11 protein-coding genes are annotated in these 12,430 nt (G+C 69.6%); 8 read left to right on the plus strand and 3 right to left on the minus strand.

From position 1 onward, the window contains the following. The first annotated feature begins 41 nt into the window (after positions 1 to 41). The 3 genes from pgi to ON23_RS23595 all read left to right on the plus strand — a co-directional run bounded on the left by pgi (position 42) and on the right by ON23_RS23595 (position 2,741). Positions 42 to 1,694, plus strand: a complete 1,653-nt coding sequence (gene pgi / locus ON23_RS23590) for a glucose-6-phosphate isomerase (RefSeq protein WP_039780864.1) — start codon at positions 42 to 44, stop codon at positions 1,692 to 1,694. Continuing rightward, on the plus strand, positions 1,673 to 1,801 hold the full coding sequence (locus ON23_RS39610) for a hypothetical protein (RefSeq protein ID WP_275942043.1): 129 nt from the start codon (positions 1,673 to 1,675) through the stop codon (positions 1,799 to 1,801). Before pgi ends, ON23_RS39610 begins: the two co-directional genes overlap by 22 nt. 169 nt (positions 1,802 to 1,970) lie before the next feature. After that, positions 1,971 to 2,741: an ArsR/SmtB family transcription factor gene (locus tag ON23_RS23595; protein ID WP_218001115.1), complete on the plus strand. Its 771-nt coding sequence runs from the start codon at positions 1,971 to 1,973 to the stop codon at positions 2,739 to 2,741. Positions 2,742 to 2,747: 6 nt separating this feature from the next. On the opposite strand, the gene ON23_RS23600 is transcribed toward ON23_RS23595, so the two are convergent. Then, the gene (locus tag ON23_RS23600) at positions 2,748 to 4,367 is read right to left on the minus strand and encodes an acyl-CoA dehydrogenase family protein (protein WP_039780857.1); all 1,620 of its coding nucleotides are present in this window, start codon (positions 4,365 to 4,367) and stop codon (positions 2,748 to 2,750) included. A 10-nt stretch (positions 4,368 to 4,377) separates the two neighbouring features. After that, positions 4,378 to 4,974, minus strand: a complete 597-nt coding sequence (locus ON23_RS23605; RefSeq protein WP_039780858.1) for a TetR/AcrR family transcriptional regulator — start codon at positions 4,972 to 4,974, stop codon at positions 4,378 to 4,380. Between the two features lie 53 nt (positions 4,975 to 5,027). Between ON23_RS23605 and ON23_RS23610 the strand changes: the two genes are divergently transcribed. Beyond that, positions 5,028 to 5,801 carry a crotonase/enoyl-CoA hydratase family protein gene (locus ON23_RS23610; protein ID WP_039780859.1) on the plus strand — a complete coding sequence of 258 codons (774 nt, stop codon included), beginning with the start codon at positions 5,028 to 5,030 and terminating at the stop codon, positions 5,799 to 5,801. Positions 5,802 to 5,807: 6 nt separating this feature from the next. Beyond that, entirely contained in the window at positions 5,808 to 7,034 is a 1,227-nt protein-coding gene (locus ON23_RS23615) for a WS/DGAT/MGAT family O-acyltransferase (protein ID WP_039780860.1), read from the plus strand. Positions 7,035 to 7,041: 7 nt separating this feature from the next. On the opposite strand, the gene ON23_RS23620 is transcribed toward ON23_RS23615, so the two are convergent. Continuing rightward, positions 7,042 to 7,755 (minus strand): pyridoxamine 5'-phosphate oxidase family protein, encoded by a 714-nt coding sequence (locus ON23_RS23620; protein ID WP_051043207.1) that lies wholly within the window; start codon positions 7,753 to 7,755, stop codon positions 7,042 to 7,044. 90 nt (positions 7,756 to 7,845) lie between these two features. Here ON23_RS23620 and pdxR point away from each other — a divergent pair, with 90 nt between their 5' ends. From pdxR to ON23_RS23635, 3 genes are all read left to right on the plus strand, one after another. Further along, positions 7,846 to 9,258 (plus strand): MocR-like pyridoxine biosynthesis transcription factor PdxR, encoded by a 1,413-nt coding sequence (pdxR, locus tag ON23_RS23625; RefSeq protein WP_051043210.1) that lies wholly within the window; start codon positions 7,846 to 7,848, stop codon positions 9,256 to 9,258. Positions 9,259 to 9,426: 168 nt separating this feature from the next. Beyond that, entirely contained in the window at positions 9,427 to 10,812 is a 1,386-nt protein-coding gene (locus ON23_RS23630) for a hypothetical protein (protein WP_039780861.1), read from the plus strand. Positions 10,813 to 10,828: 16 nt separating this feature from the next. Further along, positions 10,829 to 12,421: a hypothetical protein gene (locus ON23_RS23635; protein ID WP_039780862.1), complete on the plus strand. Its 1,593-nt coding sequence runs from the start codon at positions 10,829 to 10,831 to the stop codon at positions 12,419 to 12,421. Positions 12,422 to 12,430: the final 9 nt, after the last annotated feature.

Genomic DNA, 12,430 nt, shown 5'->3' on the forward strand with positions numbered 1-12,430 from the left:
ACTACCTGCGCGTAGCGAAACGGGTCTGTAATCTCGCGGGGGTGAGCAGCGACATCACCGCGACGGCGGCCTGGCGGAAACTGCACGATCACTATTCGGCCGTGGCCGACCGGCATCTGCGCGAGTTCTTCGCCGAGGATCCGGAGCGGGGACGCGAGCTGACCGTCGAGGTCGGCGATCTGCACATCGACTACAGCAAGCACCGCATCACCCGCGAAACCCTGGATCTGCTGCTCGATCTGGCGGAGACGGCGGGTGTGACCCAGCGCCGGGACGCGATGTTCGCGGGCGAGCACATCAACACCTCCGAGGACCGCGCGGTGGGCCATGTCGCGCTGCGCCTGCCGCCCGGTGCCTCGATGACGATCGACGGCGCCGACGCGGGCGCGCAGGTGCACGAAGTGCTGCGCCGGATGGGCGATTTCACCGATGCGGTGCGCTCGGGACAGTGGCGCGGCGCGAGCGGTGAACGCATCACCACGGTGGTGAACATCGGCATCGGCGGCTCGGATCTGGGGCCCGCCATGCTGTATCAAGCCTTGCGGCACTATGCGGATGCCGGTATTTCGGCGCGATTCGTCTCCAATATCGACCCGGCGGATCTGATCGCGAAGCTCGACGGCCTCGATCCGGCGCACACCCTGTTCGTCGTTGCCTCCAAGACGTTTTCGACGCTGGAGACGCTCACCAATGCCACCGCGGCGCGGCGCTGGCTGGTGGCGGCGCTCGGCGAGGACGCGGTAGCCAAACATTTCGTGGCGGTGTCCACCCATGCGCAGCGGGTGGCCGATTTCGGCATCGACACCGCGAACATGTTCGAGTTCTGGGATTGGGTCGGCGGCCGCTATTCGGTGGATTCCGCGATCGGGCTGTCGATGATGGCGGTGATCGGCAAGGAGCGTTTCGCCGAATTCCTGGCCGGAATGCACAGTGTCGACCAACATTTCGTCTCCGCGCCGCCGGAGCGCAATGCGCCGATTCTGCTGGGTCTGCTCGGCGTCTGGTATTCGAATTTCTTCGGCGCCCAGTCGCGCGCGGTGCTGCCGTACTCCAACGACCTGGCGCGCTTCCCGGCCTATCTGCAACAACTGACCATGGAGTCGAACGGCAAATCGGTGCGCCTGGACGGCAGTCCGGTGACGACCTCGACCGGCGAGATCTTCTGGGGTGAACCCGGCACGAACGGACAGCACGCCTTCTATCAGCTGCTGCATCAGGGCACCCGGCTGGTGCCGGCCGATTTCATCGGATTCGCCCGTCCCACCGACGATCTCGCGACGCGCGACGGATCGGGCAGCATGCACGACATCCTGATGAGCAATCTGTTCGCGCAGACGAAGGTGCTGGCCTTCGGGCGCACCGCGGCGGAGATCGAGGCCGAGGACGGCGGCACTCCGGATTTCGATCCGGCCCTGGTGCCGCATCGGGTGATGCCCGGTAACCGGCCTTCCACCGCGATCCTGGCTCCGCAGCTCACCCCGTCGGTGGTCGGACAGCTGATCGCGCTCTACGAACATCAGGTCTTCGTCGAGGGCACCATCTGGGGGATCGACAGTTTCGATCAGTGGGGCGTGGAACTGGGCAAACAGCAGGCGCTCGCGTTGGAGCCGCTGCTCACCTCCGCCGAGGATCCGGCACCGCAATCGGATTCGTCGACCGATGCGCTGATCCGGTGGTATCGCGGCCACCGCTGACTCGCCACCCCCACGGACCGCGCTCGACGGCGCACTACTGGTACATCGGGCTGGAGCTGCTCAAGGTGGTGGGCCTGATCGGCCTGGCCCTCGCCGCCGCCCCGTGAGGCCGGCCGCGGTGCAGAACCGAGTGCTTGCGATCACCGCGGCAACAGGTCGGTGAGCGCGTCGTCCAGTGTCGGATAGCGGAAGGGTGTGCTTGCTCACCCGGCCTCGTTGACTTATGCAGGTAAATACCTGCATAATTTTCCCGTGCGACCCGAACCGGATATGGACGTGGTTTTCAAGGCATTGGCCGACCCGACTCGGCGACTGCTACTGGACCGGCTTCGTGAGCAGAACGGGCAGACCCTGCGCGAACTGTGCGAGCGGGTGGAGATGGCGCGCCAGTCGGTGACGCAGCATCTCGACATCCTGGTGCGAGCCGGCCTGGTCACCGTGCTGCGACGCGGGCGGGAACGGGTGCACTACATCAATCCGGCACCAATCCACGACATCGAACAACGATGGATCTCCGTCTTCGACAGGCCGCGACTGGATGCGATCCGGGCCATCAGAAATCAGGCTGAGGAGTACGCCATGAGCACGACCGTGCCCACCTACGTCTACGTCACCTACATTCACGCCGGCGCCGAACAGGTGTGGAAGGCACTGACCGACGCCGATCTCACCGCCCGCTACTGGGGACATGCGAATGTGTCCGACTGGCAACCGGGTTCGAGCTGGGAACACCGCCGCGTCGACGGCTCGGGCGCCGTCGACGTCGTCGGCGAGGTGATCGAATTGGATCCGCCGCACCGCCTCGTGGTGACCTTCGAGGACATGCCGGATGCCGACCGGTCGCCGTCGCTGGTCACCTTCCTCATCGAACCGCACCGCGATATCGTCCGGCTCACCGTCACCCACGAGAATCTGCCGAATCAGGAGATGCTGCAGGGCATTTCGAGCGGGTGGCCGGCGGTGCTGGCCAATCTCAAATCCCTCCTCGAGACCGGCGACGTATTGCCGCAGGCCCCGTGGGAGATGTCGAGCGAGCCGGTCGGCTGAGCCGGATCAGACGAAGGCGCGCTGCAGGATCGCCTCGGTATCCACCCCCACCGGGAGGGTGCCGAAGGCGATCCCCCAGTCGCCACCGAATCGGCTGGCGCAGAACGCATCCGCGACCGCGGCATGACCGTGGCGCACCAGCTGCGCGCCCTGCAGCACCAACGCCATCAGTTCGACCACGCGCCGGGCGCGGAACTCGATATCGCCGAGGTCGGTGAGCTCCTTGCCGATCCGGTCGATCGCGTCGTCGAGGTGGTGGTTCGCGCCGCGGGCCAGCGACACCTCGTTGAAGTACGCCTCGACCGTCTCCGGCTGACGGCCCATGGCGCGCAGCGCGTCCAGCGCCGCCACATTGCCCGAGCCCTCCCAGATCGACATCAGCGGCGCCTCGCGGTACAGCCGCGGCATACCCGATTCCTCGACGTAGCCGTTGCCGCCGAAGCATTCCAGCGCCTCGGCCGCATGCGTGGGGGCCCGCTTGCAGACCCAATATTTGGTGACCGCCAACGCGATTCGGCGCAGCGCCGCCTCGGCGGGGTCGGTCGCGGCGCGGTCGGTGGCACCGGCCAGCCGCATCATCACCGTCGTCGCGGCGTCGGATTCGATCACCAGATCGGCCAGCACATTGCGCATGGCGGGCTGGTCGATCAGCTCGGCGCCGAACGCTTCCCGATGACGGGCGTGATGGGCGGCGTAGACCACGCCGGTGCGCATACCGGTCGCGGAACCGATCACACAGTCGAGCCGGGTCATGTTCACCATCTCGATGATGGTCTTCACGCCCGCGCCCTCGGCGCCGACCAGCCAGCCGGTCGCGTTCTCGTACTCGATCTCCGAGGACGCGTTGGACTTGTTGCCCAGCTTGTCCTTCAGGCGCTGGAGCCGCAGCGCATTGCGGGTGCCGTCGGGCAGCACCCGCGGCAGCAGGAAGCAGGACAGGCCGCCGGGCGCCTGCGCCAGCGTCAGGAACATATCCGACATCGGCGCGGAGGTGAACCACTTGTGCCCGACGATGCGATAGGTGCCGTCGGATTGCGGTGTGGCCGTAGTGGTATTGGCGCGAACGTCGGAGCCGCCCTGCTTCTCGGTCATCGACATCCCGGCGATCAGCCCGGCCTTCGAGGAGGGCTCACGCAGGCCGAAATCGTAGGTGCGCGAACCGAGTAGCGGCTCGAAGCGGGCGGCCAGTTCGGGGTTGTGGCGCAGTGCCGGAACCGCGGCGTAGGTCATGGAGATGGGGCACATATGTCCGGCGTCGGCGATGCCCCAGGTGTAGAACTTCGCGGCGCGGGCGACGTGCGCGCCGGGCCGGTCGTCGAGCCAGGGGCTGCCGTGCAGGCCGTGCCGGACGGCGACGTCCATCAGGTTGTGCCAGTAGGGGTGGAACTCCACCTCGTCCACCCGATTGCCGTAGCGATCGTGGGTGTGCAGCACCGGCGGGTACTCGTTGGCCAGCCGGCCCCACTCCTGCGCCTCGACACTGCCTGCCAGCGCGCCCAATTCGCGCACCTCGGCTTCCGCCCAGCCGGCGCCCTCGCGGTGCAGGCCCTCGATCAGGGCCGGATTGCGGGAGAAGTCGAACGGGGTGATCGGCGGGACCTGGTTGAACACTTCGTGGGTGGCCATATGAGTTCTCCTATTCGTGCGCGCCGAGGGCCCGCAGGGCGAAGGCGACGAGTTCGGGCACCACGGATTCGCTCTGCAACTGCTCGGCCAGCGGGCCGACGAGCACCTCGCCGATGGCGCCGACCAGGGCGGTGGCGGTGGTGCGCGGATCCTGGGGCGGCAGCTGCCCGGCGCCGACACCGTCGGCGATCGCGGTCTCGAAGGTTTCGGCGAACGCCCGGCGGAAGCGCAGGCGTTCGGTGTCGACGCTCGCGTCCACAGGTTCGGCGAGCAGGACGTAGGCGAGTTTGGGATTCTTCAGCGCGCGCCCGGCGAAGGTCTCCACCGCGGCGGTGACGCGCTCGACCACGCCGCCCTCCGCCCCGGCCTGCGCGACCGCGGCGACCTCCCGGGTGACGACGTCGCGGAACACGGCGGTGACCAGTTCGGCCTTACCGCTGAAGCTCTTGTAGACGGTTCCGGTGGCGACCCCGGCCTCCGCGGCGACGGTGGCCATCGACAGCCCACCGAAGCCCTGCTCCGAGAGCACCTTCATGGCCGCGTGCACGATGGCGCGCGACTGGGCGTCCAGTCGCGCCTGCACGGCGGGGGTTCTGCGGTACGCCACGCAAGAAGTGAATCACACATTCATTTCTTGACGCAAGGGCCGGGGCGGGCCGTATGGTCGAATTCGTGAGCGTACGAATCGAGCGCAGCGGGCCGGTCTTCACGGTGATCCTGGATCGTCCCGAGGCACGCAATGCCGTCGACGGACCGACCGCACAGGCGCTGGCGGCGGCGTTCCGCGAATTCGATGCCGACGAGACGGCGGCGGTCGCGGTGCTCTGGGGCGCGGGCGGCACCTTCTGCGCCGGGGCGGATCTGAAATCGCTGGGCACCGAGAAATCCAACCGGGCGGCCGAGGACGGCGACGGGCCGATGGGCCCCACGCGCATGACGCTGACCAAGCCGGTGATCGCCGCGGTCTCCGGCTATGCCGTAGCCGGTGGACTGGAACTGGCGCTGTGGTGCGATCTGCGAATCGCCGAGCAGGACAGCACATTCGGCGTGTACTGCCGCCGCTGGGGCGTCCCGCTGATCGACGGTGGCACGGTGCGACTGCCGCGCATCATCGGCCACGGCCGGGCGATGGACATGATCCTGACCGGCCGTGCGGTCGCCGCACCCGAGGCGCTGCAGATGGGACTGGTCAGCCAGGTCGTGGCTCCCGGTGAGTCTCGCGCCGCCGCCGAGCGGCTCGCCGCCGAACTGGCCGCGCTGCCGCAGACGTGCCTGCGCTCGGATCGGATGTCGGCGCTGGAGCAGTGGGGGCTGGACGAATCGGAGGCGATGGCGCGCGAGTTCCGCTACGGCGTCACCGCGCTGGCCGACGGCGCGCTCGAGGGTGCGCAGCGGTTCGCCGGTGGCGCGGGCCGGCACGGATCGTCGGCCTGAGCGGCGATGGGCCGGCTCACCGTCGTCGACGAGATCTTCCTGCGCGCCCATCGCGGTCTGGGCACTCCCAGTGCGCTGCAAGGATTGTGGCGCACCGCCGATCCCATCGATCGCCGGCTGCTGGAACAGATCCACGCCGCCCTGCGCGTCGGCCCGCTCGGGCGCCGCGTCGTCCGGCCGCGGGTTCCGGGTGCCAGGCCGTACTGGCGGCGCAACGACGGGGCCCATCCATTGCGCATCGCCGGCGGCGGCATCACCACCGCGGACCTGCTGAGCTGGGCCGACGAACAGGGTTACGAGCTGGATCCGGAATTCGGGCCGGGCTGGCGGCTGTCCGCGGCGGCGCTGCGTGAGGGCGGTTCGGTGGTGGCGCTGACATGTTCCCACGCCCTCGCCGACGGACGCGGTCTGGCACTGGCCGTCGACCACGCCCTGTCCGGCACGCCGGTCACGGATTACGCTGCCCCGCAGTCCGATTGGGCCGATGCCGCCCGGCAGTGGTCCACGGTGGTGTCCGGCACCGCGCGCGCCCTGCGACACGGGGTGCCCAGGGGATCCGATGGCGGGCCGGGCCGCGGCGCCGAGACGGCGACGACATCCGATGCGGTGCTGCAGTTTCCGGCGGCGGACTGGGAGCTGGCCGCGGCGGGGCGGGGCGGCACGGCCAACAGCCTGTTCCTCCACGTCGTGGCGAAGATGCTGTGGGACAGCGGCTTCCCCGATCCATCGATAACCGCCGCCGTACCCGTCGACACCCGCGACGATCGCCGGGTCAACAACGACATGGCCATGACCGAAGTGGTGGTCGAGCGCACCGATACACCCGCGATCCTGCGCGAGAAGTGCCGTGCCGCATACGAATACCGGATGTCCGGTCCCCCGGGCATGCCCCCGGAACTGCTGCAGGTGCTCCCCGCGCGCGTCGCCCACCGGCTCTCCCGCGGTGCGGGCGAACGTGACATCCTGTGCTCGAATATCGGCACCCTCCCGGCCTCGCTGGCCCAGCTGGGTCCCCATCGCTGCACCGGCGTCGCCGCCCGGGCGATTCATCCCGGACTGCAATCGACGGCGCTGCCTCGCACCCGTCTCGCCGCCTACCTGTGCAGGATCGGGCACACGTACACCCTCGCGCTGGTGGGCCTCGATCAGGAATACATCCGATCCCCCGCTGCTCTGGTCGATGTCGCGCGCAAGGAAATCGAGCGGCTCGAGGTGCCGGTCACCGTCTGGTGATCCGGTATTACCGCCGAGGGGAGATCGCTCCCTCTGTTTCGGCGAATTCGCCGGTCCGGATACGCGCCACCACGTGGTCCGGGACAGCCACCGGGCGCGCCAGGTCGGGCGCCGGGGTCGGCGTGCCGAAGGCGTAGCGGACCGGAAGCAGACCCGCCCAGGCGTCGCTGTTCAGGTCGGCGGGATCGTCGGAGGGGTCGCCGGTACGGGTCTTCACCGAGGCTTCGGTGAGGTCGAGAGCCAGAACCAGGGTGGCCGCCAGTTCCTTCTTGTCGGGCGCACGGACGGTGTCCCAGGCGCCGGGGGCGGAATGTTCGACGATGGCGCGCAACGCGCGCAGCCGCTCTTCGGGATCGGTGACCTCGACCGGGCGGCCATGGATGACGGCCGAGCGGTAGTTCATCGAAAAGTGCATGGCCGCGCGGGCATACACGATCGCGTCGACCAACGTCACCGCGACCGAGATCTCGCCGGTGAGGGCGGCGCGCATATTGCCCGCACCGGTCGATCCGTGCAGATAGAGCGTGTCGTTCACCCGTCCGTAGATGGTCGGCAGCACGACGGGCGCGCCGTGCAGTAGCACGCCGATATGGCAGATCAAGCCGGCGTCGAGAACGTCGTCCAATGCCGCGCGGTCGGTCGCCGCGCGGTCCCGGTAGCGAGTGACGGTACTGCGGCGGGTAGGAGAAAGCGCAGGTCTGGGGACTGGTGTGGCGGACATGGGAACAGCATCGCGCGGCGAATGGCATTATGAAATGGCCAATACGCCGGCTTTCGAGAAGTCCACTTCGGAGCGGATCGGAGAACAACCGTGGACGAGCTGCCGCTCGCGGTCGATCGATCGGACCGGCGTCCGCTGTCGGTACAGATCGCCGACGAGCTGCGCAACGCCGCGACCGACGGGCGATTGCGCGGCGGTGACCGTATGCCCTCCTCGCGAGCCCTCGCCGCCCGCCTCGGCGTCAGCCGCACCGTGGTCACCGCCGCCTACGACCAATTACATGCCGAGGGCTGGATTTCCGGGCGGCACGGATCGGGGACATACCTCACCGCGGCACCCGCGCCTGCCTCGAACCATGCCGGCGCCCAGGCGGATTCGGATTCCGCCGGGGAGCTGCTGGACCTCGCGCCCGGCGCCCCCTGCGCGGAGGCGATGGACAGCGCCGCATGGCGACGAGCCTGGCGGGCTGCCGGCGATCGCGGCCCAGCGGTGCGCAAGGACCGCGCCGGCGATCCCGGCTATCGGGCCATGGTCGCCGAACATCTGCTGCGCCATCGCGGACTGCGCGTCGATCAACCGGCACGGATCATCGCGACCGCCGGAACCAGTTCCGCCGTGGCCGAATTCGCCCGTGCGGTGCTGCGGCCCGGCGATGCCGTCGCCATCGAAGATCCCGGATATCTGCGCGCGGTCGGCGCCTTTCGTTCCGCCGGAGTCGAGGTGGTCCCGGTGCCGATGGACCGCGACGGGATCCTGGTCGAATCGATTCCCGCTCATGTCCGCGCGGTGTATTGCACTCCGGCACATCAATTTCCACTCGGCGTACGGATGCCCGCAGGGCGCCGGATCCAGCTCGTGGACTTCGCGCGGCGCACCGGCGCGGTGATCATCGAAGACGACTACGACGGGGAACTGCGCTACGACAGCGCACCGCTGCCCCTGCTCGCCGGGCTCGCGCCCGATCTGGTCGTCCACCTCGGCACCACCTCGAAGATCCTCTCGCCCACCCTGGGCGTCGGATGGCTGGTCGCCGCCCCATGGATCGTGGCGGCCGTACTGGAGCACCGCGAGTCGACCGGCGCCTGGCCGGCCCCGGCCGGTCAGCTGGTGCTGGCCGAACTCGCTCGCCACGGCGATCTTGCCCGCCATCTGCGCCGACTGCGCCGGGAAGTGCCGCCCCGGCGCACCCTCACCGTCACCGAACTACGCCGCCACGGCCTCGATATCCGCGGCGACGACGCCGGATCCCACCTGGTGGTTCCCCTCCCCGATGCGGCGGCCGAAGGCCGTGCCATCGCGCTCGCGCGCCGCCGCGGTGTCCTCCTCGACGGGCTGGCCCGCCACCACGCCGGACCTCGGCAGGCGTTCGGCATCGCGCTGGGATACACCGCGGTGCCCCGTGACCAACTCCCCCGCGCCCTCCGGATCGCCGCCGAATGCCTCGCCGCCGCCGCGCACGGAACGCACACCGATGTGCGCGCCACTTTCCAGGGCTGGCAATAGCAGCCCGGTTGCATGCGGGCCTCGGTTACGAAATTCTCGATCCGAATGCGGCCCTGACGAGCGATAGATCGAGGCGGTGGTGGGAATTGCTTCTGCTCCTCCCGAGGCCGAGGTACGCAGCCGCGGGAGTGGCCGCGTATCGGCGTTTCGTGGATCAGGGAGTGTGCGGTGATCGGGTCCGGGAGTAGGGATCTCGCGGACGTGGCGGACCGGATCACCACGGGCCTGCGCGAGCTCGCACCGCCCGGATGGCAGCGGCTGGAGGCGGCGTTCGCGGTGACCGTTGTCACCGAGTCGGCGTTGTTCCTGGTCGATGACGGTGACGGGCCGACCAGGTGTCAGGTGTCGGACGAGGTGTGGGCCTGGGTGCGCCGGCACCGGGAGATCTCGGCCGAGCTGGAGAGCGAGCCGTGGTGGCGGATCGTGGTGCGCGCCGACGCGGAGGAGGCCGAGGTCGTCGTCGATCACGGAGCCGAGCCGTTTCCCGGGGAGCAGCTGTTCGCACCGCAGGCCTACCTGGCCGACCTGGAACATCATCCGCGCCGGCGGCTGCCGGTGTGGTTGGCGGCCTACCTCGGGCGCGGTGAATCCCAGTCGAGGCCACCGCGCGCCGCCTGGGACGGAATGCGAGCGGACCGGAATGCGGGCGTGCGGGCGGTGCCGGTCACGGGAGAGTTGCCGGACCTGCGGATACTGTGGGCACGGTGGGCGGTGCTGGCCGCGGCCTTCGTAGCGGTCGGCTCGGAACGGGGGCCACGAATCGGCCCGTCCGTGGGCATCTTCGAAAGCGCGACCCACAGCGGGTCGACCTTGACGTTGCTTCCCGGGGATCGGGCGGTGCTGTCGGGTGGCGTGTGGGAAGCCCCCGCCTTGGACGTCGCCTACAACAGGGGCGGCGCGATGCCGAATGTGTTTGCGGGAGCCCCGGATTGGGTGGCGGACCCGGTGCTCAATCCGCGGGTGCTGACCGGCATGCTGTCGTTCTGCTACTGGTGGGAGGAGGGGCAGTGGTACCGGGGCGAATCCGCTCCGGTGTCGGAATGCGCGGCGGCGCTGCCCGCGGTGTGGACTGCCGACACGGTGGCGCGAGTAGTCGCCGATGTGGTGGAGAATCCGTCGCCGGATGCCGCCGCGTTGCTGGTGTCGGCTGCGCAGGCCGCGGCGGTGACACGTGAGGCGATCGTGCAGGTGGTCGGTGCCGACACCGGGGCCGACGTCGCCGGTGCGCTGTTCCAGTTCGTCCTCGCCGATCTGGTGGCCGGCGAGGTCGCCGGGATCGGCGAAGCGGAGGCGTTGAGGCTGGTGCGCGATCACATCCGCGAGCGCGGGTACGACACCGCGGACTACCCTCCGTCGTCCTTGCGTGCCGACCGGCTCAGCGTGGGCTGGATGGTGCGATCGCCGGTGCCGGACAACGACATCGCCCTGGACCGTGCGGTCTTCTATGTCGCCGACGACGGTGTCGTGGAACGCTCGAGTTCGTCGGTGCCGCTGTCGGTTTTCGTGACCGACTTCGAGCGACGGCTCCGCCTGCGGGTCGGCGGCCGGATCTGACGGTTCGAGGCGGAATATGAGCGGCGAACTTCGACTGGACCTGGCCGGTCTGCGCGAACGGGGGGCACGGCTGAGCGAACTCGCCGACCGCGTCGGACAGACCTACGCGGGACTGCGGGATTGCCTGGACCAGGCTCGCGGCAGCTGGGGCGACGACTATATGGGCCGTCAGTTCGCCGAGCAGTTCACACCGCATGCCGATCAGATGCTGGCCAATGTGCGGGCGATGGAGAAGGGGCTGCACAGCACGGCGTCCGGAATCGTCGGTGTCGCAGACGAATTCGACGCCCAGGATGCCGGCAACGCCGCCCGGCTGGCCGACGCGGCAGAGGATCGGACTCCGGGAGGCGGGAGCTCGCCGACGCTTCGACCGGACAATGCGGCCGGCCCGACGGCGCCGGTCGATACCGGTGCACAGGTCCCGTACGACCCCGCCGCGTCCGCTCCGGCACGCAATTCCGCGGTCGCCGACGGTCCGGCGCGGCGCGCCGGACAACCCCCGGCCGGTGGCTCGCAGTCACCGAACGGTTCTCCGGCGCGGACCGTCCCGCAGGATGGGGCGCAGTCCCGCTCGCCGTGGAATCAGGATCGGCCGACGTCCGATCCGTCCGGGCAGGACGGGCGACACCCGGCCGGTGATTCCGATCGCCGGCCCTCCTCCGTGTCGGCGCCGCCGCCGTCCTCGTCGGCACCGCCTCCCGCCGACCGCCGCAACGCGCCGCGGGCCACGGACGCCTCGTCCGGCGGCCGAGCGGCACCGCCGAAACGGGGCGATACGCCGTGGGGAGGGCAGCCGCCTCGCCCTTCCGGCACACCGGGAAGGAGCGAAACTCCCGGAAAGACCGGATCTCCCGGCCGGCCGGAGTCGAATCCCCGGCACGGTTCCCCGCCACGATCCGGCCGTCCGTCCCGCGACAAGGCACGTGCGGATGATCGGCGCCGCTCCCGCGAACAGCGGGCGTCCGATCCGATGATCGGCTGGCTGGCACGGACAGTGGCCGAGCGCCACGGGGTGGAGGTGACCGGGTTCGACACACCCGGCCTCCAGCTGCCGCCCGTACGGGACTTTCTGGCGGCGGTGGACCGTGTTCTCACCGAGTACCCGATGATCCGGCTGAATTCGGTCGCGGTGGCGGAGCTCGGCGGTGAACGGGGCACGGTGCGATGGAGTCGTGAACCGGGCGACGAGGGCTCCCTCAGCTCGATGACGCTCGACCTGCGCACCGCGCGAGAACCGGCGGCCGACCCGACCACGGAATCCGGCGGCGAGCCGGCGCGATCGGAGATCTATCCGGCGACGCTGCACGAGTTGGGCCGGGCCCTCGACGACGCCGGTGGCGGCGCAGCGCGCAAGCAGGCGCAGCGTGTCCTGATCGAGGAATACCTGCGCCGGGATCCGCAGCCGGACCGCACACTCGCCGAAGTGGTGAGCGGTTACCGGGACTGGCGAGCCGGCTTGGCCGGGAAGGCCACGGCACCAGGCGAATTCGATGTAGGCCACGCGCTCGGAATCGCGTTCGCCGAGGTGGTGCAGCACGGTGCCGAGGCGGGCATCCAGGCGAGATTGCTGCATGCGGTGCTGGTCGCCGCGGCATCTCGACCGGTGTAGGTGGTGCCG

It is taken from the genome of Nocardia cerradoensis NBRC 101014 (assembly GCF_000308535.1).
Taxonomy (GTDB): domain Bacteria; phylum Actinomycetota; class Actinomycetes; order Mycobacteriales; family Mycobacteriaceae; genus Nocardia; species Nocardia cerradoensis.

Excerpts from the sequence above, each read along its gene's own strand:
- ON23_RS23600 (WP_039780857.1), bottom strand. The coding sequence starts at position 4,367 with ATGGCCACCCACGAAGTGTTCAACCAGGTCCCGCCGATCACCCCGTTC.
- ON23_RS23610 (WP_039780859.1), top strand. The coding sequence starts at position 5,028 with ATGGTCGAATTCGTGAGCGTACGAATCGAGCGCAGCGGGCCGGTCTTC.
- ON23_RS23615 (WP_039780860.1), top strand. The coding sequence starts at position 5,808 with ATGGGCCGGCTCACCGTCGTCGACGAGATCTTCCTGCGCGCCCATCGC.
- ON23_RS23620 (WP_051043207.1), bottom strand. The coding sequence starts at position 7,755 with ATGTCCGCCACACCAGTCCCCAGACCTGCGCTTTCTCCTACCCGCCGC.
- ON23_RS23635 (WP_039780862.1), top strand. The coding sequence starts at position 10,829 with ATGAGCGGCGAACTTCGACTGGACCTGGCCGGTCTGCGCGAACGGGGG.